Here is a 26,772-nt window from a genome sequence, read left to right as displayed (position 1 = left end):
CGGGGGTGACCATAGATTTTTTGTGCCTACCATTCCACGGTGACCAATTCGTTTTCCCGATCGTCGATCACTTGCTTGCTGGAACTCATCTTGGGCACCAAGGTGGGGCTATTGCCGCAGGTGGCCTGTGGCACGTTGCCGGTCATGGTGACGCTACAGGTGGGCACAATCGTGATGCTGATACCAATCTTGCCGCTGGTGTTCTCGGCCATGACGCTGCTACTCAACAGCAACGCGCTGATTATCAATAGACTTTTCTTCATTCTTAAACTCAAGGCAATACCTGTCCGTAGATCAAAGCACGATGATCTATCGGCAAAAGTGAACGGAACTTAACAGCGCGGGATAATTTTTAACGAAAGGTTAAACAGTTGATTACATTATTCAGGCGCGATTTATTAGCGCAAAATAATAGCACATAGGCTATATATTAGTCGAATATACTGTTTGGTGAGTAGGTCTCCGCCGAAGCTGGCGGAGACCAGAATTACTGTTCGAGGATAAAGGCGGGGAGTTTCAGGTGCCAACGGATCGCGGCCAGGCGGATGCCCAGCGTGATGATCATGCCCAGCATCATGGCATGTTGTAACGGCATACCAAAAGTGTAGAACGCCGTCACGTGCACCGTTCCGCCAACGATGCAGGCGGTGGCGTAAACTTCGGTTCGCAGGATCATCGGGATCTCGCGGGCCAGCACGTCGCGGATAATCCCGCCGCCGACGCCGGTGATCACTCCCATGCAGACCGCCACCAGTGGCCCGCTGCCAGCGGCGAAGGCCTTATTGACGCCGATCCCCACGAACACCGCCAGCCCGATGGCATCCAGCACCGGCAGGATCCATTTCGGCAACCGGCGTGGCTGGCGCACCAGCAGCAGCGTGAGCACACAGGTGATCATCGCCACCACCAGATCGGTGGGATCCTTGACCCAGAAGACCGGGCCGTTAGCCAGCGCCATATCACGGATCGTCCCGCCGCCGACCGCAGTCACTACTCCCAGTACCAATACGCCAAAGGGATCCATCCGTAATTTGCCCGCCAGCAATACGCCGGAAATAGCAAATACCGCAGTACCAAGAATATCCAGCCAAAATACCATCAATGGATCTCCGCCAATTGACTGCATAGTGATTGCGCCGCCAGCATGATGCGTGGCCCGGCACGGTTAAACCAATCTTCCTCAAGGGCAATCACCGGCACGTCCAACTGTGGCCCCCAGAAGGCTTTGACATTGGCGATCTGCTGGGTGCCGCCGCTGATCACGATAGCCTGCGGTTTACGCACCAGCACCTGTTCACGGCTTACCTGCGGCCAGGGAACGGGGCTATCGGCAAAGATATTCTCTGCGCCACATAAGCTTAGTACCTGGCTTTGCAGCGTGGCTGCCGAACTGGTGAACAGCGGCTGAGTGCCAAATTGCAGCAGCACTGGCCTTGGCGAGTTACCGGCATAGCGCGTTTTCAGTTCCTCGACTTGTTGGCGAAGCTGGGCTGCGGCCTGATGCGCCTGTTCGGGATGAGGGCTGTACTGCGCTAATTCGTCCAACGACTGGGCGATCTCGTCAATATTCTTGGCATCCGCGTAGAAAATCGGAATACCAAGGGAGGCGAGCTGATCCAACACCCGCTGGGGGTTACCGCCACGCCAGGCAAGCACCAGATCGGGTTTCAACGCCAGGATCCGCTCCAGGTTGATCCCTTGCCAGGAGGCGACCTGTTCCAGTTTTTGAGCGGCAGGCGGGTAATTGGAGTAGGCACTGACGGCCAGCAGGGTATCCCCCATACCGGCCGCATAGGCAAGCTCCGTGGTACTGGGGGCCAGGCTGATCACCCGTTGGGCGGCGCTGGCGGGCAGCACCATCCACAGGATCAGCCAGCTCAGCAGGGCGCACAGACGCAGCTTCACATTAACCGCGCTTGGCCAGGGTGTGCAGCATGGCGTTAACCATCAGCGAGGACTGCTTGGCTGCCACCACCAGGAACTCGTCGAAGCTCATATGAGATTCACTGTCGGCTACGTCGGAAATGGCACGCACCACCACAAATGGTGTGCCGAACAAATGGCAAACGTGGCCAATGGCGGCAGCTTCCATTTCAACGGCGGCCACGGTTGGGAAGGTGTTGCGGATGCGGGCCAGTGGCTCGGCACCGTTGATGAAAGCGTCGCCGCTGCAAATCAGGCCGCGCACCGCGTTCAGGTCAAGCTGTTTGATGCAGTTTTCTGCCAGTGCGATCAACGCAGGATCAGCAACAAACGCTGGCGGGCAACCGGCCATCTGGCCTGGCTCATAGCCAAAGGCGGTCACGTCGGCGTCGTGGTAACGGACTTCTTCAGAGACCACGATATCGCCCACTTTCAGCGTAGCGGCCAGGCCACCGGCGGAACCGGTATTGATCACCACATCGGGCTGGCACTGTTCCAGCAGCAGGGTGGTACCCAGCGCCGCCGCCACTTTACCGATGCCTGACTTGAGCAGGGCCACTTCAACGCCGTTGATTTGGCCGGTATAGATTTCACAACCCGCACGTTGAACGGTCTGGCGGTTCACAATTTGCTCGCGCAGCAGGGTGACTTCTTGCTCCATTGCGCCGATGATGCCTACTTTCATAAATAACACTCGCTGATTGGGTGTGGAAATTGCGGCATAGTCTATCATGGCTCAGAGAGAGAGATAATCCGCAATACCGTTGCATCCGCCGCCGGGAATTGTTATCACGGAAGGAATGCGCAACGGGGGGAGAAACAGATGTCCGGGATCGACTTTAAGCAGAAGATCAGCTTTCAGCGGCCATTTAGCAAGCCGATTGAAGCTGAAGAAGAGTACGACATCATTCGCCAGTTTGAGAGCGATCGCGGGCGCATCGTCAATTCTGCGGCGATCCGCCGTTTACAGCAGAAAACACAGGTGTTTCCGCTGGAGCGCAACGCGGCAGTGCGCAGCCGCCTGACCCACTCGATGGAAGTGCAGCAGGTGGGGCGGCATATTGCCAAAGAGATCCTTAATCGCTTCAAACAAGACAAACGCATTGATGCGCTCGGCCTGGGCAAGCTGCTCGATCCTTTCGAAAGCATTGTCGAAATGGCCTGCCTGATGCACGACATTGGCAATCCGCCGTTTGGTCATTTCGGTGAGTCGGCCATTAACGACTGGTTCCGCCAGCGGTTAGATCCGGCCAACTGTGGCAGTGAGCCGGGTAGCCACGATCGCTGCCAGGTGGAGGTGTTGCGCCTGCATGAGGGGGAGAGCGATCTTAACCGGCTACGCAGCCGTATTCGCCACGATCTCTGTCATTTTGAGGGCAATGCTCAGGCGATCCGTCTGGTCTATACGCTGCTGAAATTGAACCTGACCTATGCACAGGTGGGCTGCATCCTGAAATATACCCGCCCGGCTTACTGGGCGAGCGATATTCCGGCCAGCCATAGCTATCTGATGAAGAAGCCGGGTTTTTATCTGGCAGAAGAAGCCTTTGTCGATCGCTTGCGGCGTGAATTGCATATGGGGGAATTCGATCGTTTCCCTCTCACCTATATTATGGAAGCCGCGGACGATATTTCTTATTGCGTGGCCGATTTGGAAGATGCGGTAGAAAAGAGCATCTTTACCGTGGAGCAACTCTATCAGCATCTAACCCAGGAATGGGGCGAGGTGGTTCCCGGGGATCTGTTTGATAAAACCGTTGCCAGCGCGTTTCGCAAAATCGAGCGTAGTGGAGCACGCCGCAGCTCGGAAGATCAGTTCTTTATGTATCTGCGGGTGTTTACCGTTGCCAAGCTGGTTCCCCATGCGGCCCAGAGATTTATTGATAATCTGGATGCGGTGTATCACGGCCACTTTAACGGCGCACTGCTGGAGGATGCCAGTCCGGCTTGCCGCCTGCTCGGTATCTTCAAGAACGTTGCGTTCAAGCACGTCTTCAACCACCCGGAAGTGGAGCAGTTGGAACTACAGGGTTACCGGGTGATCAACGGGTTGCTGGATATCTACAGCCCGTTGCTGGCCATGTCGCTGGCCGATTTCAGCCAGTTGGTGCGGGAAGATAGCCACCGGGCATTCCCGATTGAAACACGGCTGTTTCACAAACTTTCTACCAAGCACCGCCTGGCCTATGTCGAGGCGGTAGAAGGCTTGCAGCATCTTTCGGCCGACCAACAGGCGATCCGGGAATATTATTTTCGCGCGCGATTGTTACAGGATTATATCAGTGGCATGACCGATCTTTATGCCTATGATGAATATCGTCGTTTGATGGCGGCGGAATAACTCATGCGGTAAACAGTGGCTTATTTTTTCCAAGAATAATCTCAAGGTAAAACGTTATTTCGAGTTTTGTAAAGACCGACAATATTTGTTTACTATTACCGGGCAGCGCAATCGGAACTTCGGCTTCTTTGCAGGCTCTTACTAAGCACCAAGACCCGGTATTCCTTTTGAACGATTTTTAAGAGACACACAGATGAAAAAAACAGCACTGGTTTTAAGCGCACTGGCTTTGAGTATTAGTTTGGCAATGGGTCCGGTAACTACCGCCAATGCCGCAGAAACGGCTTCGGCCTCCACGACTGCCCAACCGATGCCGAGCCTGGCACCGATGTTGGAAAAAGTGATGCCTTCGGTAGTCAGTATCAACGTGGAAGGTAGCGCCGCGGTAGATGCGAAAACGGTGCAGCAAATGTCGCCGTTCTGCCAGGATGGTTCACCTTTCCAGGGTTCCCCAATGTGCCAAGGTGGCGCACCGGGTGGCCCAACCACTCAGGAAGCCTTTAAGGCCCTGGGTTCTGGCGTCATCATTGATGCAGACAAAGGCTACGTGGTGACCAACAACCACGTGGTGGACAATGCCAGCAAGATCACGGTACAGCTCAGCGATGGTCGTCGCTTCGAAGCCAAGGTGATCGGCAAGGATCCGCGTTCTGATATCGCGTTGATCCAGCTGAAAGATGGCAAAAACCTGACGGCAATCAAAATGGCTGATTCCGAGCAGCTACGCGTGGGTGATTACACCGTCGCAATCGGTAACCCGTATGGCCTGGGTGAAACCGTGACTTCAGGTATCGTTTCCGCCTTGGGGCGCAGCGGCCTGAACATTGAAAACTACGAAAACTTTATCCAGACCGATGCGGCGATCAACCGGGGTAACTCCGGCGGTGCGCTGGTGAACCTGAACGGTGAACTGATCGGTATTAACACCGCGATCCTGGCACCGGACGGTGGCAACATCGGTATCGGCTTCGCCATCCCAAGCAACATGGTCAAAAACCTGACGTCGCAAATGGTGGAATATGGCCAGGTGAAACGTGGTGAGCTGGGCATAATGGGGACCGAGCTGAACTCCGAGCTGGCGCAGGCAATGAAAGTTGACGCCCAGCGTGGCGCGTTCGTCAGCCAGGTAATGCCTAAGTCTTCCGCCGCCAAGGCGGGTATCAAGGCCGGTGACGTGATTGTCACCATGAACGGTAAAGCCATCTCCAGCTTTGCGTCGTTCCGTGCCGAGATTGGTACCCTGCCTGTTGGTACCAAGATGGCGTTGGGCATCATCCGTGACGGCAAGCCGGTGACCATTGACGTTACGCTTGAGCAGAGCAGCCAGGATCAGGTTGATTCCAGCAATATTTACGCCGGTATTGAAGGTGCCGAGCTGAGCAACAGCACCGACAAAGTGAAAGGCGTGAAGGTTGAGAAAGTGAAACCTGGCAGCGCTGCGGCACGTATCGGACTGAAAAAAGGCGACGTGATCATGGGGGTCAACCAACAGCCGATCAATAACCTGGGCGAGCTGCGTAAGGTACTCGACAGCAAGCCTTCGGTGTTGGCACTGAACATCCAACGTGGTGACGCGACGCTGTATCTGCTGATGCAGTAATTCGCTCCCACTAATGCACAAGGGCACGCTTCGGCGTGCCTTTTTTATGGCTAAAAACTGTGAGTTTGAGCACAACTCATGGCCGGCCAAAATGCATTTGGGCATCTGCACAATGTGTGGGGCAAAGCGCGTCGGTATGCTGAACGTTGGTTTATCATCCGACGGGGGCAAGATGCAATGGCGGAATATCACCTTGATGCCAAGCTAGCCAGGGAAATTGTCGCTCGCACCATGAAAATTATTGATAGCAATATCAACGTAATGGATAACCGGGGGCGGATTATTGGCAGTGGCGATCCAGAGCGTCTGGGGGAGCTGCATGAAGGGGCGTTACTGGTGCTGTCACAGGCCAGAGTGGTCGCTATCGACGATGCCGTCGCCCGTCATTTGCACGGCGTTCGGCCTGGCATTAATCTGCCTTTGCACGTTGACGGTAATATTGTCGGGGTCATCGGCCTGACGGGCGATCCGGTGCAGCTACGGCAATTCGGTGAGCTGGTCTGCATGACCGCTGAAATGATGCTGGAACAGGCGCGCTTGTTGAGCCTGTTGGCGCAGGACAGCCGCTTTCGTGAAGAGTTTGTTCTTAACCTGATCCGCACGGAGGAACTGTCACCGGCCTTGATGGAATGGGCGCACCGCCTGGGGATAGATCCCAATCAACCCCGCGTCGCGGCCGTTGTGGAGGTAGATAGCGGCCAACTGGGAGTCGATAGCGCCATGGCTGAGTTGCAGCAGTTACAGGAACTGCTGACGCTGCCAGAACGCGACAACCTGATCGCCATTGTTTCCCTTAGTGAAATGGTGGTGCTTAAACCGGCGTTGAATCACCATGGGCGTTGGGATGCCGAGGCTCACCGGCGGCGAGTGGAGAATTTGCTGGTGCGGATCAATGAAAGCAGTCGTTTACGGGTTCGCATTGCGCTCGGTAACTATTTCATTGGTCCTGGCAGTCTGGTGCGTTCCTACCGTACGGCTCGTACCACCATGGCCGTTGGCAAGCAGCGTATGCCGGGGCGCTGGGCCTATTATTATCAGGATCTGATGCTGCCGGTGTTGCTGGGCAGCCTGCGTAGTGGTTGGCAAGCGGATGAGCTGGCACGGCCGCTGGAGCGTTTGAAAGCCATGGACGGTAACGGCTTGTTGCTGCGTACCTTAAACGCCTGGTTTCTGAATAACGTACAGCCCACCGCCACCGCCAAGGCGCTGTATATTCACTGCAATACACTGGAATATCGTCTCAACCGCATTTCTGAACTCACCGGCTTGAACCTGGCCAATTTCGATGCACGGCTGTTGTTGTATGTGGGGTTGCAGCTTGATGAAGACTAGCCTGGCTGTACGCAATAGTGCTGCTGGCGGGAGTCATGCAGAACGCCGACACGCCGTGAACCCGTCCCTGGGGGCTCGCAATCGCGCATCCGTGCGCTCAACGGTCGGCTAACCTGCATGACTCCCACCGGCCTCAAGCTTCAGGTGTTGCGGTATTTAAACCCCAACTGATACGGAGTAGGAAACTAAATAGTGGCACGTTCGGTTCCCTCTCCTTGGGGAGAGGGTTAGGGTGAGGGGCATTGCACTCAAGTCACAGGCGCGGGATTAAACACCGCCAACGCATTGAACAAACCCCATTGATCCGACCAGGTTTGCTTGCGTCCACTGGCGATATCCAGGATCAGTTCAAACAGCTGCCAACCCACCTGCTCAATGGTTGCTTCGCCGGTGGCGATGGTTCCGGCATTGATGTCGATCAGATCGTGCCAGCGTTCGGCCAGCGCACTGCGCGTCGCCATTTTGATCACCGGCACGGCAACCAGGCCGTAAGGCGTTCCCCGGCCGGTAGTGAACACTTGCACCGTCATACCGGAAGCCAACTGCTGGGTACCGCAAACAAAGTCGCTGGCGGGGGTGGCGGCATAAATCAGCCCACGCTTGCTGGGGCGCTGGCCGGGTGACAGCACTTCGACGATCGTGCTACTGCCAGACTTGGCAATCGAGCCTAAAGCCTTTTCCACCACGTTGGCCAAGCCGCCTTTCTTGTTACCCGGCGAAGGGTTGGCGCTGCGGTCGGTTTGCCCTTGATTGAGGTAATCGTCATACCAGGCCATCTCCTCCAGTAAGCGCTTGCCAACCTGTTCATCCACGACCCGTGGAGTTAACAGGTGGATGGCATCACGCACTTCGGTGACTTCTGAGAACATCACAGTTGCCCCGCAGCGTACCAGTAGGTCAGAGGCAAAACCCACCGCCGGGTTGGCTGTCACTCCGGAAAACGCATCGCTCCCTCCACATTGCATTCCCACCACCAGTTCCGAGGCTGGTACGGTTTCCCGCTGGCGCTGATTCAGGCGTTGCAGGTGCCGTTCTGCGACGGCCAGAATATCGGCCACCATGGCTTGAAACCCAATGTGCTTCTCATCTTGCAGACGCACAATCCGGCTTTCATCCAGCGTAATGGGTTGGACATCCGTCGTACCCAGCAACAGGCGTTCCGGCTGCAACTTCTCACAGCCGAGCCCTATCACCATGACTTCACCGCCAAAGTTCGGGTTGAGCGCCAGATTATGCAGGGTGCGGATCGGTACCACCGCTGCGGGGGCGTTGATAGCAACGCCGCAGCCATAGAGATGGTTCAGACCGACCACGCCGTCGACGTTGGGGTACTTTGCCAGCAGGTCGCGCTCAATGATTTTCACCACATAATCCACCACACCGGCCACGCAGTGCACGCTGGTGGTGATAGCCAACAGGTTCCTGCTGCCGACGCTGCCATCGGCATTGCGGTAACCTTCAAAAGTATATCCTTCCAGGGGAGGTAATGCCTGGGGCACATTATTGGCGAGTGGCAGGCTGGCCAGCTCTGGAGCCGGGGGAAGCAGCACCAGCGATTCATCAATCCAACTGCCACGGCGAATATCCCGCGCGGCAAAGCCAATTACCTCGCCATAGCGCAAAATATCGCCGCCTTGCGGAATGTCTTGCAGTGCAACTTTGTGCCCTTGAGGAATATTTTCCAATAATGTCAGGCCACAGGGGAATATTGCTCCTGTAGGCAGCCCATGGTCATTAACTACAATGGCGACGTTATCTTGTCGATGAACCTGAATATAGCGCGGTAATTCTTGGTTATTGCCAACTGCATATTCGGACATAGTGAAACCTCACGCACCTTAACTTGTGTACGCCGTGGGTAATAATCGAAAGTTCAGCTCAGCGAAAAGCATAGCATTGGCTAACGGAGCGGACATTATGCAAATGACCGAGATTTGGCCGTTTCTTGCCGTCTTTCTTTGGCATTGTGCTAACCCGCTGTGATGTGGCTCACGCTGCGTCCGGTTTCGTGAGCCAACCCGCGCACGGTTGGGCATCTGCCATAAACCTGCCGTGATATTCACGGCGTTATTGGGTTATTTGCACGATGTGTCTGCGCTGACCGTTCCCTATACTTTTATTCCACCAAGCGTTAAAGCGTTTAAAGATTGCCGATGCCGTATTAATCGAACTGCTCAAAAAAGGCTGCAATTTAATTTAAACCCTTTCGTTCTGAAATATTCGTATCGGTCGTTCAGGATGAATATAGCTACGGCTATTAATGCAGGAGAGCACCATGTCTAGTATCAGCACTGCCAGCAGTGCCATCAAACGAACCAATAAGCGTTATTGGATCGTAGTAATGCTGTTTATCGTTACCTCATTCAATTATGGCGACCGTGCCACGCTTTCGATTGCGGGTACCTCGATGGCGCAGGATATTGGCCTCGATCCGGTCGGAATGGGCTATATCTTTTCGGCGTTTTCCTGGGCCTATGTGATTGGTCAGATCCCCGGCGGCTGGTTACTGGATCGCTTCGGCTCCAAGCGAGTCTATTTCTGGAGCATCTTTATCTGGTCGTTATTTACCTTGCTGCAAGGCTTTGTGGATATCTTCAGCGGCTTTGGCATCGTGGTTGCGCTGTTTGCTCTGCGTTTCCTGGTCGGCCTGGCAGAAGCCCCGTCATTCCCCGGTAACAGCCGGATTGTGGCCGCCTGGTTCCCTGCCCATGAGCGTGGTACGGCGGTATCGATCTTCAACTCGGCCCAATACTTTGCCACGGTGATCTTCGCACCAATCATGGGCTGGCTGACGCATGCCGTTGGCTGGTCGCACGTGTTCTTCTTTATGGGTGGGCTGGGCATCATCCTGAGTTTTGTCTGGCTCAAAGTGCTGCACGATCCCAAAGATCACCCCAGCATCAACCAGGCCGAACTGGACTATATCGAAGCCGGCGGTGCCTTGATCAATATGGATCAGCATAAGGCTGCGCCGGTAAAGGTTAAAGGGGAGAAGTGGTTCCAGATCAAGCAGCTGCTGCAATCACGCATGATGATCGGCGTCTATATCGGCCAATACTGCATCAACGCGATGACCTATTTCTTTATTACCTGGTTCCCGGTGTATCTGGTGCAGGCGCGAGGTATGTCAATCCTCAAGGCCGGCTTTGTTGCCTCGGTTCCGGCCATTTGCGGTTTTGTTGGTGGGGTGCTCGGCGGCGTGATTTCCGACTACCTGATGCGCCGCACCCAGTCGCTGACCTTCGCCCGTAAAACGCCGGTCGTGTTGGGCATGCTGCTGTCGATGTCGATGATCTTCTGCAACTACGTCGAAACCGAGTGGATGGTGGTAGGCATCATGGCAGCCGCGTTCTTCGGCAAAGGCCTGGGGGCGCTGGGTTGGGCCGTAATGGCGGATACCGCTCCCAAAGAAATCAGCGGCCTGAGCGGCGGTTTGTTCAATATGTTCGGCAACATCTCCGGCATCGTCACGCCGATCGCTATCGGCTACATCATTGGTACCACCGGATCGTTTAACGGCGCGCTGGTCTACGTCGGGATCCATGCGCTGTTGGCGGTGGCCAGCTACCTGTTCATCGTGGGTGATATCAAGCGTATCGAGTTGCAACCGATGGTGAAGCGGCCGCAATAGCCGTAAACGGGCTGCACTTGGCTACGGAACCTACCTTTCTGAGGACATTGTTATGACTACTGCACCAAAAATTACCGCCATGCAGGTTGTGCCGGTGGCCGGTTACGACAGCATGCTGCTCAATCTCAGCGGCGCTCATGCCCCCTTTTTCACCCGTAATATTGTGATCTTGCAGGATAACGCCGGTAACACCGGGCTAGGGGAGATCCCAGGAGGTGAAAAAATCCGCCAGACCCTGGAGGAGGCGCAATCCCTGGTCGTGGGCAAAACTCTGGGCGAATACAAAAACGTGATGAACAGCGTGCGTGAACGGTTTGCCGATCGGGATGCTACCGGGCGCGGACTACAGACCTTCGATTTACGCACCACCATCCACGTGGTGACCGGAATTGAAGCGGCGATGTTGGATCTGCTGGGCCAGTTCCTCGAGGTGCCGGTGGCCGCTCTGTTAGGGGATGGACAGCAGCGTGACTCGGTGGAGATGCTCGGCTATCTGTTTTATATCGGCGATCGCAACAAAACGCCGCTGCCTTACCAGAGCCAGCCAGATGATGCCTGCGATTGGTATCGCCTGCGCCACGAGGAAGCGCTGACGCCGCAAAGCATTGTGCGTCTGGCAGAGGCGGCGTTTGACAAGTATGGCTTCAACGATTTCAAGCTAAAGGGAGGCGTATTGGCGGGCAGTGAAGAGGCGGAAGCTGTCACGGCGCTGGCGCAGCGTTTTCCTCAAGCGCGTATTACGCTCGATCCCAACGGAGCCTGGTCGCTGAAGGACGCGATCGTGCTCGGCAAGCAGCTACGTAACGTGCTGGCCTATGCCGAAGATCCTTGCGGTGCCGAGCAGGGCTTCTCTGGTCGGGAAGTGATGGCGGAGTTCCGCCGTGCTACCGGCCTGCCCACCGCGACCAATATGATCGCCACCGACTGGCGGCAGATGGGGCATACGTTACAGCTGCAATCGGTGGATATCCCCTTGGCCGATCCGCATTTCTGGACCATGCAGGGATCGGTGCGCGTTGCCCAGATGTGCCACGAGTTTGGCCTGACCTGGGGCTCACACTCCAATAATCACTTCGATATCTCGTTGGCGATGTTCACCCACGTGGCGGCGGCGGCACCGGGCAACATTGCCGCGATCGACACGCATTGGATCTGGCAGGAGGGTAACCAGCGGCTGACGCGGGATCCGTTGCAGATCGTCGGTGGCCGTGTGCAGGTGCCGCAGCGCCCAGGATTGGGGATCGAGCTGGATCGGGATCGGCTGATGCAGGGCCATGAGCTTTACAAGAAACATGGGCTGGGAGCACGCGACGATGCACAGGGCATGCAGTACCTGATCCCGGGCTGGATCTTTGATAACAAACGCCCGTGCCTGGTGCGCTAACCGAGGAAACATCATGAAAAGTTGCCATAACCCTTTTCGCCAGTCGCTGCTGGCGGGGGAAACCCTGATCGGCTGCTGGTCTGCGCTGGCCAACCCGATCTCTACCGAAGTCCTGGGGCTGGCCGGTTTCGACTGGCTGGTGCTGGATGGCGAACATGCGCCGAATGATATTGGCACCTTTGTGCCACAGCTGATGGCGCTGAAGGACAGCCCTAGCGCTGCGGTGGTGCGCCCACCCTGCAACGAACCGGTGATTATCAAGCGCCTGCTGGATATCGGTTTCTACAACTTGCTGATCCCGTTTGTGGAAAGTGCCGAGCAGGCACAGCAAGCGGTGGCATCGACGCGTTATCCCCCTGCGGGGATCCGTGGCGTCTCCGTCTCGCACCGCAGCAACGGTTACGGCACCGTACCGGACTATTTCGCCCAGATTAACGAGCAGATTACGGTGCTGGTGCAGATCGAAAGCCAGCAGGGGGTCGATAACCTGGACGCGATAGCTGGCGTAGAGGGGGTCGATGGGATCTTTGTCGGGCCGGGGGGTCTTTCCGCCGCGCTGGGTTATCTCGGCCAGCCCAACCATCCAGAGGTGCAGGCGGTGATCCGTCATATTTTTGAGCGGGCCTGCGCACACGGCAAAGCCAGCGGCATCCTGGCCCCGGCTGAAGCGGATGCTCGCCGTTATCTGGAATGGGGTGCCAGGTTTGTTGCCGTTGGCAGCGACCTTGGCGTATTCCGCACGGCCACGCAGGCTTTGTGCGATCGGTTTAAACAGAGGGATACAAAATGAAAATTGGCTTTATCGGTTTAGGGATCATGGGTAAACCCATGAGCAAGAATCTGCTGCAAGCGGGTTATTCACTGGTGGTGATGGATCGCAATGCTGCTGCGGTGGCGGAACTGGCCGCGTTGGGGGCCGAGGTTGCCGCCACGCCAAAGGCGGTGGCTGCACTGAGCGATATCGTGATCACCATGCTGCCTAATTCACCGCAGGTGCGGGAAGTGGCGCTAGGCGAAAATGGTCTGATTGAGGGAGCCAAAGCGGGTTGCGTGCTGATCGACATGAGTTCTATCGCGCCATTGGCCAGCCGTGAAATCAGCGCGGCCCTGGCAGCCAAACAGATTACCATGCTCGATGCGCCGGTGAGCGGCGGTGAGCCTAAAGCCATAGATGCCACGTTGTCGGTGATGGTGGGCGGTGATAAAGAGGTGTTTGATCGCTGTTTTGAGGTGATGAAAACCATGGCTGGTTCGGTGGTACACACCGGTGAAATTGGCGCTGGTAACGTCACCAAACTGGCGAACCAGGTGATAGTGGCGCTGAATATTGCGGCCATGTCCGAGGCGCTGGTACTGGCTACCAAGGCTGGCGTTAATCCCGACCTGGTTTTCCAGGCGATCCGTGGCGGCCTGGCGGGCAGCACGGTATTGGAAGCCAAGGCACCCATGGTGATGGATCGCAATTTCAAACCGGGTTTCCGTATCGACCTGCACATCAAGGATCTGGCTAACGCGCTGGATACTTCCCATGGCGTGGGGGCGCAATTACCGCTGACCGCCGCGGTGATGGAGATGATGCAGGCGCTACGGGCCGATGGTCTGGGCAATGCCGATCACGGCGCGCTGGCGTGTTATTACGAAAAGTTGGCCAAGGCAGAAGTCTCCCGATAAGGGCCTATATCAGCGGGGCTGGAGGTCGCGGCCCCTACCGCTCGGGAGCTTATAATCGATGAAAATAGTGATTGCGCCGGATTCGTTTAAAGAAAGCCTTAGCGCATTTGAAGTGGCCTGCTGTATTGAGGCCGGGTTTCGAGAGGTGTTTCCACAGGCCAACTACCTGAAACTTCCCATGGCGGACGGAGGGGAGGGAACGGTCGCGGTGATGGTGGCCGCTACCGCAGGCCGTAAGATTGACGTAGAAGTTACCGGGCCGCTGGGTGAGAAGGTGATGGCTTTTTTCGGGCTATCTGGCGATGGGCAAAGCGCTTTTATCGAAATGGCGGCAGCCAGCGGTCTGGAACTGGTGCCCAGACATCGGCGTAACCCGCTCAAAACCACCTCCTACGGCACTGGGGAACTGATCCGTCATGCGCTGGATCAGGGCGTACAGCATTGCATTATCGGCATTGGTGGCAGTGCCACTAACGATGGTGGTGCCGGGATGGTTCAGGCGTTAGGTGCCCGGCTGCTCGATAGCCAGGAGCAAGAGCTTGGTTTTGGCGGTGCAGCGTTAGCACAACTGGCCCGCATTGATGTCAGTGGGTTGGACCCGCGTATCAGGCAGTGCCGCTTTGAGATTGCTTGCGATGTCACCAATCCATTAACCGGCCGCCAAGGCGCTTCGGCGATTTTTGGTCCGCAAAAAGGGGCGACGGCGCCAATGGTGGCGCAGTTGGATAGCGCCCTGCATCATTACGCGCAGATGATCGCCTACTGGCTGGATATTGACGTTGAGCAAACGGCGGGAGCAGGCGCTGCCGGTGGCATGGGCGCGGCGTTATTGGCCTTCTGCCAGGCGGAACTGCGCCAGGGGATTGAGATTGTCACCGACGCCTTGGGGCTGGATGAACGGGTGCGCGATGCCACTTTGGTGATCACCGGTGAAGGGCGCATTGATAGTCAGAGCCTCAGTGGCAAGGTGCCGATAGGCGTGGCCAGGGTGGCCAAGCGTTATCACAAGCCGGTGATTGGCATTGCCGGTAGCCTGAGTTCAGATGTCGGCGTGGTACATCAGCACGGGATAGACGCGGTGTTCAGCGTGCTACATCACGTCTGCACATTAGAGGAGGCACTAAGCCAGGCCGGGGACAATGTGCGGATCGCGGCGCGTAATATTGCGGCGGTGATCAAACTAGCCCAATGTTAATGCATTTGCGAGGGGCAATGCTTCTCAGTTAAGGGGCTCGATCGCCCCTCACCCCAGCCCTCTCCCAATATAGAACTCAGGAATATTATGCGCACGGTGATGGGAGAGGGGGCTAGTCAGGAGCGGTGGGTAAGTGCAGGTGCTGATTTGTAGCACGTCAAGTCCCCTCTCCCTGTGGGAGAGGGTTAGGGTGAGGGGCATCACCACACGTATTCCCTTTATGTTCGATCGTAGGGGCGCCGCATGCTGCGCCCGTTTACATTACCCCAATTGGAACTTGGCTTCCGTTTTCACCAGTTCAATCTCATCCAGCAGTTCCAGCCATTCCGGTTCTAAATCACCGTTGCTTGCGCCCTGACGCAGCTGCTGTTCAAGATAGAAACACAGCTGTTTGAGGCGCGGCACGCCGCTGTAACTGCAACTGCCGTGCAGCTTGTGGATCAGATCGAGAATGGTGGCATCCTCTTCCCCATCCAGCACGGCTTTGACCCGGTCACTGACCTGTGGCAGGAATTCAACCAGCATCTGCAACAGATCGCGCGCCAGATCCTCTTTATTGGCGGCCTGGCGTAATGCCAACGGCCAATCCAGCGATAACGGCGGCTCGGTTGGGCTACGTGGTTGGGCTGGCTCCGGTTCAAGTTCGACGGTGTGATAACGGGAAAGCACTCTGGTGAGCATCGCTTCGTCAATCGGCTTGGCCAGATAGTCATCCATACCGGCCTGCAACAGGTGTTCACGTTCACCACTCACCGCATGGGCGGTCACCGCGACGATCGGCGTGGAGTTATGATGTGGCATCTGGCGGATCATCTCGCTGGCGCGGATGCCGTCAATGTTCGGCATCTGAATATCCATCAGGATCATATCCAGCACGTTATCACGCGCCAGCACGATGGCTTCCTCACCGCTTTCACACAGCAGCGTCTTCTCCACCTGTTCTGCCAGCAACGCGCCGATCAGCTTCAGGTTGGCCGGGTTATCATCTACCGCCATTACCGTTAGCGGCAAGCGCTTATGTACCGCAGGTGCGTTCAGGCGTAGCGGAGCCTCCATGCGCAGTAACGGATACAGACGGTTGCTGCTGATCGGCTTGGTCAGGCAGCCGATAGCGCCCAGCTTTTTCATTTGCTCGGCATCGATCTGCGACTGACTCGGCATAGCCAGGATCACCCGGTCGGCCAGTTTCAGTGATTCCAGCAGTTTGTCCCGGTGCTGGCCAATACCGTCCCGGTAAGGGATTGGCACGCCCGCCAGCAGGAAGTCGTAATGCGTTTTCGGCAATTGCCCCAGGGTGGGTGAATGGGTCACCACCAGATGGGTGGCGCTCAACATATTCAGCGTGGCCTGGGCCGCCGTTGGGTTGGCTTCGATATAGGCCAGCGTTTTCCCGCGCAGATCCGGCAGGCTTGGCGGCAGTGACAGCATGCCTTCATTGAGGTCGATGGTAATGTGGAACCAGAAGGTTGAGCCGCGATTGATCTGGCTATGGAAGTTGATATCTCCCCCCATCTCTTTCACCAGCTTCTGGGTGATCACCAGACCTAGCCCGGTGCCGCCGTGGCGGCGCGAGATGCTGGCATCAGCCTGACGGAAGGCCTGGAACAGCTGCGATTGCTGGCGTTCGGAAATGCCGATGCCGGTATCGTGGATCTGCACTTCCAGTTCCACCTGACGTTCCAGTTGGTTACGCAGCTCGACGCGGATGTCGATATTGCCGGTTTCGGTGAACTTCACCGCATTACCGAGCAGATTGGTGATCACCTGTTGCAGGCGCAGTGAATCGCCAATGACCTGTTCTGGCACATCGTTTTGCACATCCAGGGTCAGCTCCAGCCCTTTGTCGTGTGCGCTTGGGGCCAGTAAGACCAGCACCTCATCCAGCGTTTCACGCAGCGAGAACGGAATGTGTTCCAGGATCAGCTTGCCAGCCTCTAGCTTCGAGAAGTCCAGCACGTCGTTGATGATGGTCAGCAGGTTGTTGGCCGAGCGTTCGATAGTTTGCAGATAGTCGGTCTGGGTGGCGCTCAGGTCGGTTTTCAGCGTCTGGCGGGTAAAGCCGATCACGCCATTGAGCGGGGTACGCAGCTCGTGGGACATATTGGCCAGGAATTCCGATTTGATACGGGCGGCTTCCTGCGCACGCTTTTTCGCCAGATCCAACTCGACGTTCTGGATTTCCATTTGTTCCAGCGTTTCACGCAGATCGGAGGTGGCCTGGTCGATGTTCTGCTGCATCTCCTCGTGATAGGCAGTCAGCGACATCGCCATCGAGTTGATGCCGTTTTTCAGCATTTGCAGCTCGCCGAGCATAAAGCCTTCTACCCGGCTATCCAACTGACCACGGCGGATACGGTCAACGGTGTTAACCATATTGCGGATCGGGCCGGTGACGTCGCGCATCAGGCGGTAGGCGAACAGAATGGCAATACACATGCATAACAGCAGCAGCAGGGTAGACACGAACACTTCTTTATACTGCTGCAAGCGCACCGATTGCAGATCCAGCTCAATCGCCACGTAGCCAAGATTGTTTTCGGGATGTATCTCTTCGCTGGCGTTCTCGTCCGGGAACTGCGCCTCCGACAAGATTGGCGTACGCAAGATTAAAGAATCACCGCGCCGGGTCAGCATCAGATCGGTGGGCATCGGCACACCTTTGGGCAACTGCAACTGGGTGTAGTTGTGATGATAGTTGGAGGTGACAAACAGGTTGTTCTGCGCATCAAACACCGTGATCGCCCGGACGATATCCGAATGGCGGCGATGAAGCAGGCTGACCAGTTGCCGGACCGACTCACGGCTGCGGAAGGTCATGCCATATTCGCTGGCGACGGCCAGAGGTTCGATGATGCTGGCACCGGCATCGACCAGTTGCTCCTGCAGCTCGTTGTAGCGGTGTACTACAAAGAAGGTGCTGAGCAGCAGGCCGATCAATAAAGTCGGCGCCAGGATCAGGATCATCATGCGCGCGCGCAAGCTGTATTTGGTCATGGGATTCCAATGTGGGAGAATTGGAGGCTAATCTTAGCTAATTAACCAACACATAATCATTATGGCGCAATTCTACTCTCCGAAACGCCGCGTGACGACCCGGCAAGCTTCACAAATATTCACGGTAACGGTAACGGACCTCGATCCATTTGGCCAGGGAGTGGCGCGCCATGAAGGCAAAGCGGTATTTGTTCCCGGTGTATTACCGGGAGAACAGGCCGAAATTCAGCTGACGCAGGACCAGCGGCAGTTTGCCAAAGGTAAGCTCAAGCAGCTGTTGAATTGCAGCATACAACGTGTTGAGCCGCGTTGCCCACACTTTGGGGTATGCGGGGGGTGCCAGCAGCAGCATGTCTCCGAGGGGCTGCAGCAGCAAAGTAAAGCGGCGGCACTGGGGCGGTTGATCTGTCGCGCAACCGGAGAAACGCCGGAGCAGGAACCGGTGATTGCCGGGCCGCAATATGGCTACCGTCGGCGGGCACGTCTGGGATTACAGTGGCAGCCTAAGCAGCACCGTTTGTTGATGGGTTTTCACCAGGCTGCCTCGTCCGATCTGGTGGCGGTGAAACAGTGCCCGGTGCTGGCTCCGGAACTGGAGCAGCTACTGGCGCCGTTGTATCAATGCCTGAGCGGCCTGCGGGCCGTGCAGCGTCTGGGGCATGCGGAGCTGGTGCTGGCGGATAATGGCCCGGTGCTGGTATTACGCCATCTGGATGCGCTCAAGCAGGGCGATCGCCAGGCTTTACAGCAGTTTGCTGAGCAACATGGCGCCGCCATTTTTTTGGCACCAGACAGCGAGCGGCTGGAAAAACTGTGCGGTGAAACGCCGTATTATCAGGTTGACGGTCTACGCTTAGACTTTAATCCGCGCGACTTTATTCAGGTTAATGACGCGGTAAATCAGCAAATGGTGGCCCAGGCCCTTGAATGGCTCGAGATTGATCCCAATGATCGCATACTGGATCTGTTTTGCGGCATGGGCAATTTTACCTTGCCGTTGGCCAGGCGAGCCAAAGCGGTGGTCGGCATTGAAGGTGTTGCCACGCTGGTAGCGAATGGGCAAAATAACGCCCATAGGAATAAGCTCAGTAATGTCTCCTTTTTCCATGAAAATCTGGAAGATGACGTTGCGCGACAACCATGGGCAGCACAGGGATTTGATAAGGTGATGCTGGATCCGGCCCGCGCTGGCGCGGCGGGTGTGATGTCACATATTGTTAAACTGGCGCCAGAGCGCGTGGTGTATATCTCTTGCAACCCCACGACGTTGGCACGCGACAGCAAAGTGTTGCTGGACGCCGGTTATCGTCTTGCGCGTGTGCGGATGTTGGATATGTTCCCGCACACGGGGCATCTTGAATCCATGGCGCTGTTTACCCACGGATCGCGGAAAAAGTAGGGAGAAGTTATGGTCGCGGTAAGAACTGCACATCTGAATACGGCGGGTGAATTCGCGCTTGATGACTGGATCGCCAGCCTGGGGCTTCCCAACCCGCAGTCAGGTGAGCGTTTAGCCGCAACCTGGCGTTATTGCGAACAGCAGACGAAAGACCATCCCGACGCGCCGTTACTGCTGTGGCGCGGCCTGGAAATGGTGGAGATCCTTTCGACCCTCAGCATGGATAACGACAGCATGCGCGCGGCGCTGCTGTTCCCGCTGGTAGACGCGGCGATTGTCCCCGAAGCTACCCTCACCGAAGAGTTCGGTTCCGGCATTACCTCCCTGGTGCACGGCGTACGCGATATGGACGCCATCCGCCAACTGAAAGCCACTCACAACGACTCGATGGGCTCCGAGCAGGTCGATAACGTGCGCCGCATGTTGCTGGCGATGGTGGAGGATTTCCGCTGCGTGGTGATCAAGCTGGCAGAGCGTATCGCCCACCTGCGTGAAGTGAAGGATGCGCCGGAAGACGAACGCGTGCTGGCGGCCAAGGAGTGTTCCAATATTTATGCTCCGCTGGCCAACCGCCTCGGTATCGGCCAGTTGAAGTGGGAGCTGGAAGACTTCTGTTTCCGCTATCTGCATCCCGATGAATACAAACGCATTGCCAAACTGCTGCACGAGCGCCGTATCGATCGCGAGCAGTTTATTGATGACTTCGTGGCGACCTTGCATGGCGCGATGGAAGTCGAAGGCATCAAAGCGGACATTTATGGCCGCCCGAAACACATTTACAGCATCTGGCGCAAGATGCAGAAGAAATCACTGGCGTTCGACGAACTGTTCGACGTGCGTGCGGTGCGCGTGGTGGTTGAGCGCTTGCAGGATTGCTATGCGGCCTTGGGGATTGTTCATACCCATTTCCGCCATCTGCCGGATGAGTTCGACGACTACGTCGCCAACCCGAAACCCAATGGTTATCAGTCGATCCATACCGTGGTGCTCGGCCCGCGGGGCAAAACGCTGGAGATCCAGATCCGCACCCGCCAGATGCACGAAGATGCCGAGCTGGGCGTCGCCGCGCACTGGAAATACAAGGAAGGCGCGGTGGTTACGGCGCGTTCCGGCTACGAAGAACGTATTGCCTGGCTGCGTAAGCTGATTGCCTGGCAGGAAGAGATGGCGGACTCGGGCGAATTGCTCGACGAAGTGCGCAGCCAGGTGTTCGACGATCGCGTCTACGTGTTTACGCCGAAGGGCGACGTGGTGGATCTGCCGACCGGCTCCACGCCGCTCGACTTTGCCTACCATATCCACAGCGACGTGGGTCACCGCTGCATCGGCGCCAAAATTGGCGGCCGTATCGTGCCTTTCACCTATCAGTTGCAGATGGGCGATCAGATTGAAATCATCACCCAGAAGCAGCCGAACCCGAGTCGCGACTGGCTGAATCCGAACCTGGGCTATGTCACCACCAGCCGTGGGCGTTCCAAGATCCATAACTGGTTCCGCAAGCAGGATCGCGATAAAAACATCCTGGCCGGGCGGCAGATGCTCGATAGCGAGCTGGAACATCTTGGTATCAGCCTGAGGGAAGCCGAAAAGCTGCTGATCCCACGCTATAACGTCAATTCGCTGGATGAAGTGCTGGCGGGGATTGGCGGCGGCGATATTCGCCTGAACCAGATGGTGAACTTCCTGCAAGGCAAGCTTAACAAGCCGAGCGCCGAGGAGCAGGATCGCGAAGCGCTGCGCCAACTGACCCAGCAGAAGGCCCCGGCAACGGCGGCCCGCAGCAAAGATAATGGTCGTGTCGTGGTTGAAGGTGTAGGCAATCTGATGCACCACATCGCCCGCTGCTGCCAGCCGATTCCAGGTGACGACATTGTCGGCTTTATCACCCAGGGCCGGGGGATCTCGATCCACCGTGCGGATTGCGATCAACTGGCAGAGCTACAGTCTCACGCGCCGGAACGTATCGTGGATGCGGTGTGGGGGGAGAGCTACTCCAGCGGTTATTCGCTGGTAGTACGCGTCGTGGCCAACGATCGCAGCGGCCTGCTGCGCGATATCACCACCATCCTGGCCAACGAGAAGGTCAACGTCTTGGGCGTTGCCAGCCGCAGCGACACCAAAAAGCAGCTGGCCACCATCGATATGGATATCGAGATTTATAACCAGGTGGTGCTGGGCCGGGTATTGGCCAAGCTCAATCAACTGCCGGATGTGATCGACGCCAAACGCCTGCACGGTGCTTAATGTTGGTCAAAGGCGTGCGATAGCCCCTCACCCCGACCCTTTCCCGATATAGGGCCCAGGGACATCATGTGCATAGTGGTGGGGAGAGGGGGCTAGTCCGGAGCCAGGGGCAAGCGCAGGTGCCAATTTGTAGCACACTCGGTTCCCTCTCCCTGTGGGAGAGGGTTAGGGTGAGGGGTATCGCCCCTACGTATTCATTATTCAGAGACTCAACATGACCCAATCAACGCCACTACAACGCCTGCTGACCATTATGAAAACCCTGCGCGATCCGCAGGTGGGCTGCCCGTGGGACCGTAAGCAGACTTTTGCCACCATTGCGCCGTACACCCTGGAAGAAACCTACGAAGTGCTGGACGCCATCGAACGCCAGGATTATGCCGATCTGCGTGACGAACTGGGCGATCTGCTGTTCCAGGTGGTGTTTTATGCCCAGATGGGACAGGAACAAGGGCTGTTTGACTTCGATCAGGTGTGCACTGCTATCAGCGACAAGCTGGAACGCCGCCACCCGCATATCTTTGGTGAGGCCGAGGCGGCAGACAGCGAGGCGGTGTCCGTCCGCTGGGAACAGTTGAAAGCCGGTGAACGGGCAGAGAAAGCGCTGCATTCGGCGCTGGATGATATTCCCAACGCCTTACCGGCGCTGATGAAGGCTCACAAGATCCAGAAACGCTGTGCCGCAGTCGGCTTCGACTGGAACACTCTGGGGCCGGTGCTGGGCAAAGTGTACGAAGAGCTGGACGAAGTGATGCACGAAGCGCAGCAAGCGGTGGTGGACGAGCAGAAGCTGGAAGAAGAGATTGGCGATCTGCTGTTTGCCACGGTCAATCTTTCCCGTCATCTTGGGCATAAAGCGGAAAATGCGCTGCAGGCAGCCAATCGCAAGTTTGAACGTCGTTTCCGTCAGGTAGAGGAAATCGTGCAAAGCCGCGGCCTATTGATGCAGGACGCCACGCTGGAGCAGATGGAAGAGGCCTGGCAGCAGGTAAAAAGCCAGGAAAACTAATCGCTCATCGCGTTGTCCTAACAGTGTCGCTTGTTTGATCGGCGACAATATTTTCGCTAGCTGAAACGGTTAAGCTCGGGTATGGTTTGCTGAACCCGGCGTGATGAGGAGCAAAGGCCAACAAACTGAAATCTAAGGTATTTTATTGCATCAGAAGTCAGTTTAGTTACGGTTTTTTGCGCTAACCCATTGTTTTAAAAAGGCACGTTCCCTGGTGTCGTTCAATTAAAGCTGGATCAACTCACGAGGATGGCACAGATGAGGGTGGATAAAACGATCGTTTGTAGGTCAAGAGAGGTTCGGGTATACTACTTTCCCGTCTTGGTACTTCCATCGTCTTTAAACCTAAACTCTCAGGTTCAGCATGACAACTAATTATATTTTTGTTACCGGCGGGGTCGTATCCTCTCTGGGTAAAGGCATTGCCGCAGCCTCCTTGGCGGCTATTCTCGAAGCCCGTGGCCTCAACGTCACCATCATGAAACTGGACCCGTACATCAACGTGGATCCGGGCACCATGAGCCCGATTCAGCACGGGGAAGTTTTCGTCACCGAAGACGGGGCAGAAACCGATCTTGATCTGGGCCACTACGAGCGCTTCATCCGCACTAAAATGACGCGTCGTAACAACTTCACCACCGGGCGTATCTACTCTGATGTGCTGCGCAAAGAGCGCCGTGGCGACTATCTGGGTGCCACCGTACAGGTGATCCCACATATTACCAATGCCATCAAAGAACGCATCATCGAAGGCGCTGAAGGCCACGATGTCGTGCTGGTCGAAATCGGCGGCACCGTCGGCGATATCGAATCCCTGCCGTTCCTGGAAGCGATCCGTCAGATGGCCGTCGAAGTGGGCCGTGAGCACACGCTGTACATGCACCTGACACTGGTGCCGTACCTGGCTGCGGCGGGTGAAGTGAAAACCAAACCTACCCAGCATTCGGTAAAAGAGCTGCTTTCCATCGGTATTCAGCCAGATGTGCTGATCTGCCGTTCCGATCGCGCAGTTCCTGCTAATGAACGCGCAAAAATCGCTCTTTTCTGTAACGTACCGGAAAAAGCGGTTATCTCTCTGAAAGACGTTGATTCCATTTATAAAATCCCGGGCCTCTTGAAATCTCAGGGCTTGGACGATTATATTTGTAAACGATTCAGCCTGACACCGCCGGAAGCCAATCTGGGCGAGTGGGAGCAGGTGATCTACGAAGAAGCCAATCCAGGCGGCGAAGTGACCATCGGTATGGTCGGCAAATATGTCGAACTGCCGGATGCTTACAAGTCAGTGATCGAAGCGCTCAAACACGGTGGCCTGAAGAACCGTCTGACCGTCAACATCAAGCTGATCGATTCGCAGGATGTAGAAACCCGCGGCGTTGAAGTGCTCAAAGATCTGGATGCGATCCTGATCCCAGGCGGCTTTGGCTACCGTGGCGTGGAAGGCAAGGTGATGACCGCACGCTACGCGCGTGAAAACAAAATTCCTTATCTGGGCATTTGCCTGGGTATGCAGGTCGCGTTGATGGAGTTTGCGCGCAACGTGGCGGGGATGGAAAATGCCAACTCCACCGAATTTGTGCCAGACTGTAAGTACCCGGTTGTTGCATTGATCACCGAGTGGCGTGACGAAGACGGCAACGTCGAAGTCCGTACCGAAGAAAGCGATCTGGGTGGCACGATGCGTGTCGGTGGCCAACAATGTCACCTGACCGACAACAGCCTGGTGCGCAAGATGTACGGCGAGCCAACCATCGTGGAACGTCACCGTCACCGTTACGAAGTCAACAATATGCTGTTGAAGCCGATCGAAGCCGCTGGTATGCGTGTGGCAGGTCGTTCTGCGGACAACAAGCTGGTTGAGATTATTGAGTTGCCTGATCATCCGTGGTTTGTGGCCTGTCAGTTCCATCCGGAATTTACGTCGACGCCGCGTGATGGACATCCGTTGTTTGCTGGTTTCGTCAAGGCGGCCGGTGAGCACCAGAAGCGTCAGGTGAAATAAGAGTTTTAGTAAGCAACGCGCGGCCAAAACCGCGCGTTGTTTGTCTGGAGTTTTAGTTTAACTTGTCTGAGGAAAACCTAATGTCCAAAATCATTAAAGTCATCGGTCGTGAAATCATCGACTCACGCGGCAACCCAACTGTTGAAGCCGAAGTTCATCTGGAAGGCGGTTTCGTCGGTCTGGCTGCAGCGCCGTCAGGTGCTTCTACCGGTTCCCGTGAAGCACTGGAACTGCGTGACGGTGACAAGTCTCGTTTCCTGGGTAAAGGCGTACTGAAAGCCGTTGCCGCAGTAAATGGCCCAATCGCTCAGGCAGTAGTGGGCAAAGATGCCAAAGACCAGGCTAACATCGACAAGATCATGATCGATCTGGACGGTACCGAGAACAAATCCCAGTTTGGTGCCAACGCCATCCTGGCCGTTTCTCTGGCTGCTGCCAAGGCTGCTGCTGCCTCTAAAGGTATGCCGCTGTATGAGCACATCGCTGAACTGAACGGCACCCCAGGCAAATTCTCTATGCCGTTGCCAATGATGAACATCATCAACGGTGGTGAGCACGCAGACAACAACGTTGATATTCAAGAGTTCATGATCCAGCCTGTTGGCGCGAAAACTCTGAAAGAAGCCGTACGTATGGGTTCTGAAGTGTTCCACACCCTGGCTAAAGTACTAAAGTCTAAAGGCATGGGCACTTCCGTTGGTGACGAAGGTGGCTACGCGCCAAACCTGGGTTCTAACGCCGAAGCGCTGGCTGTTATCGCTGAAGCGGTAAAAGCGGCAGGTTACGAGCTGGGTAAAGACATCACCCTGGCAATGGACTGTGCAGCGTCTGAATTCTACAAAGACGGCAAATATGTGCTGGCTGGCGAAGGTAACAAAGCCTTCACTTCCGAAGAGTTCACTCACTTCCTGGAAGACCTGACCAAGCAATACCCAATCGTCTCTATCGAAGACGGCCTGGACGAATCTGACTGGGATGGTTTCGCATACCAGACCAAAGTGCTGGGCGACAAAATCCAGCTGGTGGGCGACGACCTGTTCGTTACCAACACCAAGATCCTGAAAGAAGGCATCGAGAAAGGCATCGCTAACTCCATCCTGATCAAATTCAACCAGATCGGTTCTCTGACCGAAACTCTGGCTGCTATCAAGATGGCGAAAGACGCAGGCTACACCGCGGTGATCTCTCACCGTTCAGGTGAAACCGAAGACGCAACCATCGCAGATCTCGCGGTAGGTACTGCGGCTGGCCAGATCAAAACCGGTTCTATGAGCCGTTCTGACCGTGTTGCCAAATACAACCAACTGATCCGTATCGAAGAAGCGCTGGGCAACCGCGCACCGTTCAATGGCCTGAAAGAAGTTAAAGGTCAGTAATCACGGTTTGATTCGTTACTGAGTCAGCAAGTCAACGGAGGGTACCGCAAGGTGCCCTCTTTTTTTACGCCTGAATAAGGGCAATTTACTATGATATAATTTGATAGTAACGCAGTGTAATAATGAGCCTGGGATTTATCTTAGGTAAAGTCAGGGTAATTACTGAGTCTGCAGATAAGTCAAATTACGCTATTTCCCTGCCACGATAATTGCAATTCTCCTGACTCACTAATGCCCTCGTCATCCTTAAAATCGCTTATAAAGATCATTAAATTAATGAAAATTTCGGGAATAATCCTAACGTAAGGGAATGCCCCTAAAAAGGGATGCATATTTCAAAATGTTTCAATTGATGTGTAATTTATACAGTTATATTTTTAACTTATTGAAATTATTCTAATTTATTTATCGCCATCACCAGGAAAACAAATGTAACAAAGTGTGTTTAAAACTAATTTTGCTAAATTTAATAAATAAAAGCATTGTTAAGAAAATTCTTGTCTTGTTAGACTAATAGCACATGTCCACAAGCCGTCTCGTAAATGGGTGCGACATGTTTATCTCAGTGCGTTTAAATCAGTAAGGAATTACTGTCAGGACTGCTTTATTTCAAAAGTAAATTAAAAGGTATTTCTAATGAAGAACAAGATGGTCATGTATTCAATGTGTAG

The 26,772-nt window shown here is 55.5% G+C and carries 19 protein-coding genes; 13 read left to right on the top strand and 6 right to left on the bottom strand.

Going from position 1 to position 26,772, the window contains the following annotated elements:
- Nucleotides 1–26: 26 nt before the first annotated feature.
- From U869_RS0126510 to mtnN, 4 genes are all read right to left on the bottom strand, one after another.
- Nucleotides 27–263 (bottom strand): hypothetical protein, encoded by a 237-nt coding sequence (locus U869_RS0126510; RefSeq protein ID WP_025122793.1) that lies wholly within the window; start codon nucleotides 261–263, stop codon nucleotides 27–29.
- A 224-nt stretch (nucleotides 264–487) separates the two neighbouring features.
- Entirely contained in the window at nucleotides 488–1,102 is a 615-nt protein-coding gene (locus U869_RS0126505) for a TRIC cation channel family protein (protein ID WP_024483478.1), read from the bottom strand.
- Nucleotides 1,099–1,905, bottom strand: coding sequence for a vitamin B12 ABC transporter substrate-binding protein BtuF (btuF, locus tag U869_RS0126500; protein WP_025122792.1), 807 nt, complete (start codon nucleotides 1,903–1,905; stop codon nucleotides 1,099–1,101). Before btuF ends, U869_RS0126505 begins: the two co-directional genes overlap by 4 nt.
- Before the next feature lies 1 nt (nucleotide 1,906).
- Complete coding sequence (gene mtnN / locus U869_RS0126495) at nucleotides 1,907–2,608, bottom strand: 5'-methylthioadenosine/S-adenosylhomocysteine nucleosidase (protein WP_025122791.1); 702 nt, start codon at nucleotides 2,606–2,608, stop codon at nucleotides 1,907–1,909.
- 138 nt (nucleotides 2,609–2,746) lie between these two features.
- Between mtnN and dgt the strand changes: the two genes are divergently transcribed.
- The 3 genes from dgt (at nucleotide 2,747) to U869_RS0126480 (ending at nucleotide 7,196) form a co-directional block, all read left to right on the top strand.
- Nucleotides 2,747–4,264, top strand: a complete 1,518-nt coding sequence (gene dgt / locus U869_RS0126490) for a dGTPase (protein ID WP_025122790.1) — start codon at nucleotides 2,747–2,749, stop codon at nucleotides 4,262–4,264.
- A 193-nt stretch (nucleotides 4,265–4,457) separates the two neighbouring features.
- The gene (degP, locus tag U869_RS0126485) at nucleotides 4,458–5,864 is read left to right on the top strand and encodes a serine endoprotease DegP (RefSeq protein WP_025122789.1); all 1,407 of its coding nucleotides are present in this window, start codon (nucleotides 4,458–4,460) and stop codon (nucleotides 5,862–5,864) included.
- A 177-nt stretch (nucleotides 5,865–6,041) separates the two neighbouring features.
- Complete coding sequence (locus tag U869_RS0126480; protein WP_025122788.1) at nucleotides 6,042–7,196, top strand: CdaR family transcriptional regulator; 1,155 nt, start codon at nucleotides 6,042–6,044, stop codon at nucleotides 7,194–7,196.
- Nucleotides 7,197–7,444: 248 nt separating this feature from the next.
- Here the strand turns inward: U869_RS0126480 and garD are convergent, their stop codons facing one another.
- A complete protein-coding gene (gene garD, locus U869_RS0126475) occupies nucleotides 7,445–9,016 on the bottom strand; it encodes a galactarate dehydratase (RefSeq protein WP_025122787.1) in 1,572 nt (523 codons plus the stop codon).
- A 455-nt stretch (nucleotides 9,017–9,471) separates the two neighbouring features.
- Between garD and U869_RS0126470 the strand changes: the two genes are divergently transcribed.
- The 5 genes from U869_RS0126470 to U869_RS0126450 are packed head-to-tail and all read left to right on the top strand — an operon-like array spanning nucleotide 9,472 to nucleotide 15,077.
- Complete coding sequence (locus U869_RS0126470) at nucleotides 9,472–10,827, top strand: MFS transporter (RefSeq protein ID WP_025122786.1); 1,356 nt, start codon at nucleotides 9,472–9,474, stop codon at nucleotides 10,825–10,827.
- Between the two features lie 52 nt (nucleotides 10,828–10,879).
- Entirely contained in the window at nucleotides 10,880–12,211 is a 1,332-nt protein-coding gene (gudD, locus tag U869_RS0126465; RefSeq protein ID WP_025122785.1) for a glucarate dehydratase, read from the top strand.
- Between the two features lie 13 nt (nucleotides 12,212–12,224).
- Nucleotides 12,225–13,001 (top strand): 2-dehydro-3-deoxyglucarate aldolase, encoded by a 777-nt coding sequence (gene garL, locus U869_RS0126460; RefSeq protein WP_025122784.1) that lies wholly within the window; start codon nucleotides 12,225–12,227, stop codon nucleotides 12,999–13,001.
- Nucleotides 12,998–13,882, top strand: a complete 885-nt coding sequence (gene garR, locus U869_RS0126455) for a 2-hydroxy-3-oxopropionate reductase (RefSeq protein ID WP_025122783.1) — start codon at nucleotides 12,998–13,000, stop codon at nucleotides 13,880–13,882. Before garL ends, garR begins: the two co-directional genes overlap by 4 nt.
- 58 nt (nucleotides 13,883–13,940) lie before the next feature.
- Nucleotides 13,941–15,077 (top strand): glycerate kinase, encoded by a 1,137-nt coding sequence (locus U869_RS0126450; protein ID WP_025122782.1) that lies wholly within the window; start codon nucleotides 13,941–13,943, stop codon nucleotides 15,075–15,077.
- A 261-nt stretch (nucleotides 15,078–15,338) separates the two neighbouring features.
- Here the strand turns inward: U869_RS0126450 and barA are convergent, their stop codons facing one another.
- Nucleotides 15,339–18,071 carry a two-component sensor histidine kinase BarA gene (barA, locus tag U869_RS0126445; protein WP_025122781.1) on the bottom strand — a complete coding sequence of 911 codons (2,733 nt, stop codon included), beginning with the start codon at nucleotides 18,069–18,071 and terminating at the stop codon, nucleotides 15,339–15,341.
- Between the two features lie 61 nt (nucleotides 18,072–18,132).
- On the opposite strand from barA, the gene rlmD reads away from it, so the two are divergent.
- The 5 genes from rlmD to eno all read left to right on the top strand — a co-directional run bounded on the left by rlmD (nucleotide 18,133) and on the right by eno (nucleotide 26,101).
- Complete coding sequence (rlmD, locus tag U869_RS0126440; protein ID WP_025122780.1) at nucleotides 18,133–19,470, top strand: 23S rRNA (uracil(1939)-C(5))-methyltransferase RlmD; 1,338 nt, start codon at nucleotides 18,133–18,135, stop codon at nucleotides 19,468–19,470.
- Nucleotides 19,471–19,479: 9 nt separating this feature from the next.
- Nucleotides 19,480–21,714: a GTP diphosphokinase gene (gene relA / locus U869_RS0126435; RefSeq protein WP_025122779.1), complete on the top strand. Its 2,235-nt coding sequence runs from the start codon at nucleotides 19,480–19,482 to the stop codon at nucleotides 21,712–21,714.
- A 214-nt stretch (nucleotides 21,715–21,928) separates the two neighbouring features.
- Entirely contained in the window at nucleotides 21,929–22,723 is a 795-nt protein-coding gene (gene mazG / locus U869_RS0126430; RefSeq protein ID WP_025122778.1) for a nucleoside triphosphate pyrophosphohydrolase, read from the top strand.
- Nucleotides 22,724–23,087: 364 nt separating this feature from the next.
- Nucleotides 23,088–24,725: a glutamine hydrolyzing CTP synthase gene (pyrG, locus tag U869_RS0126425; RefSeq protein WP_025122777.1), complete on the top strand. Its 1,638-nt coding sequence runs from the start codon at nucleotides 23,088–23,090 to the stop codon at nucleotides 24,723–24,725.
- Between the two features lie 80 nt (nucleotides 24,726–24,805).
- Complete coding sequence (gene eno, locus U869_RS0126420; RefSeq protein ID WP_024483441.1) at nucleotides 24,806–26,101, top strand: phosphopyruvate hydratase; 1,296 nt, start codon at nucleotides 24,806–24,808, stop codon at nucleotides 26,099–26,101.
- Nucleotides 26,102–26,772: the final 671 nt, after the last annotated feature.

The organism is Serratia sp. H1w (assembly GCF_000633355.1).
Taxonomy (GTDB): Bacteria; Pseudomonadota; Gammaproteobacteria; order Enterobacterales; family Enterobacteriaceae; genus Chania.
This window is presented reverse-complemented; position numbering and strand designations above follow the sequence as displayed.

Coding starts and splice junctions, on each gene's coding strand:
- U869_RS0126510 (WP_025122793.1), bottom strand. CDS start 263: ATGAAGAAAAGTCTATTGATAATCAGCGCGTTGCTGTTGAGTAGCAGC.
- mtnN (WP_025122791.1), bottom strand. CDS start 2,608: ATGAAAGTAGGCATCATCGGCGCAATGGAGCAAGAAGTCACCCTGCTG.
- dgt (WP_025122790.1), top strand. CDS start 2,747: ATGTCCGGGATCGACTTTAAGCAGAAGATCAGCTTTCAGCGGCCATTT.
- degP (WP_025122789.1), top strand. CDS start 4,458: ATGAAAAAAACAGCACTGGTTTTAAGCGCACTGGCTTTGAGTATTAGT.
- U869_RS0126480 (WP_025122788.1), top strand. CDS start 6,042: ATGGCGGAATATCACCTTGATGCCAAGCTAGCCAGGGAAATTGTCGCT.
- garD (WP_025122787.1), bottom strand. CDS start 9,016: ATGTCCGAATATGCAGTTGGCAATAACCAAGAATTACCGCGCTATATT.
- U869_RS0126470 (WP_025122786.1), top strand. CDS start 9,472: ATGTCTAGTATCAGCACTGCCAGCAGTGCCATCAAACGAACCAATAAG.
- gudD (WP_025122785.1), top strand. CDS start 10,880: ATGACTACTGCACCAAAAATTACCGCCATGCAGGTTGTGCCGGTGGCC.
- garL (WP_025122784.1), top strand. CDS start 12,225: ATGAAAAGTTGCCATAACCCTTTTCGCCAGTCGCTGCTGGCGGGGGAA.
- garR (WP_025122783.1), top strand. CDS start 12,998: ATGAAAATTGGCTTTATCGGTTTAGGGATCATGGGTAAACCCATGAGC.
- U869_RS0126450 (WP_025122782.1), top strand. CDS start 13,941: ATGAAAATAGTGATTGCGCCGGATTCGTTTAAAGAAAGCCTTAGCGCA.
- barA (WP_025122781.1), bottom strand. CDS start 18,071: ATGACCAAATACAGCTTGCGCGCGCGCATGATGATCCTGATCCTGGCG.
- rlmD (WP_025122780.1), top strand. CDS start 18,133: ATGGCGCAATTCTACTCTCCGAAACGCCGCGTGACGACCCGGCAAGCT.
- relA (WP_025122779.1), top strand. CDS start 19,480: ATGGTCGCGGTAAGAACTGCACATCTGAATACGGCGGGTGAATTCGCG.
- mazG (WP_025122778.1), top strand. CDS start 21,929: ATGACCCAATCAACGCCACTACAACGCCTGCTGACCATTATGAAAACC.
- pyrG (WP_025122777.1), top strand. CDS start 23,088: ATGACAACTAATTATATTTTTGTTACCGGCGGGGTCGTATCCTCTCTG.
- eno (WP_024483441.1), top strand. CDS start 24,806: ATGTCCAAAATCATTAAAGTCATCGGTCGTGAAATCATCGACTCACGC.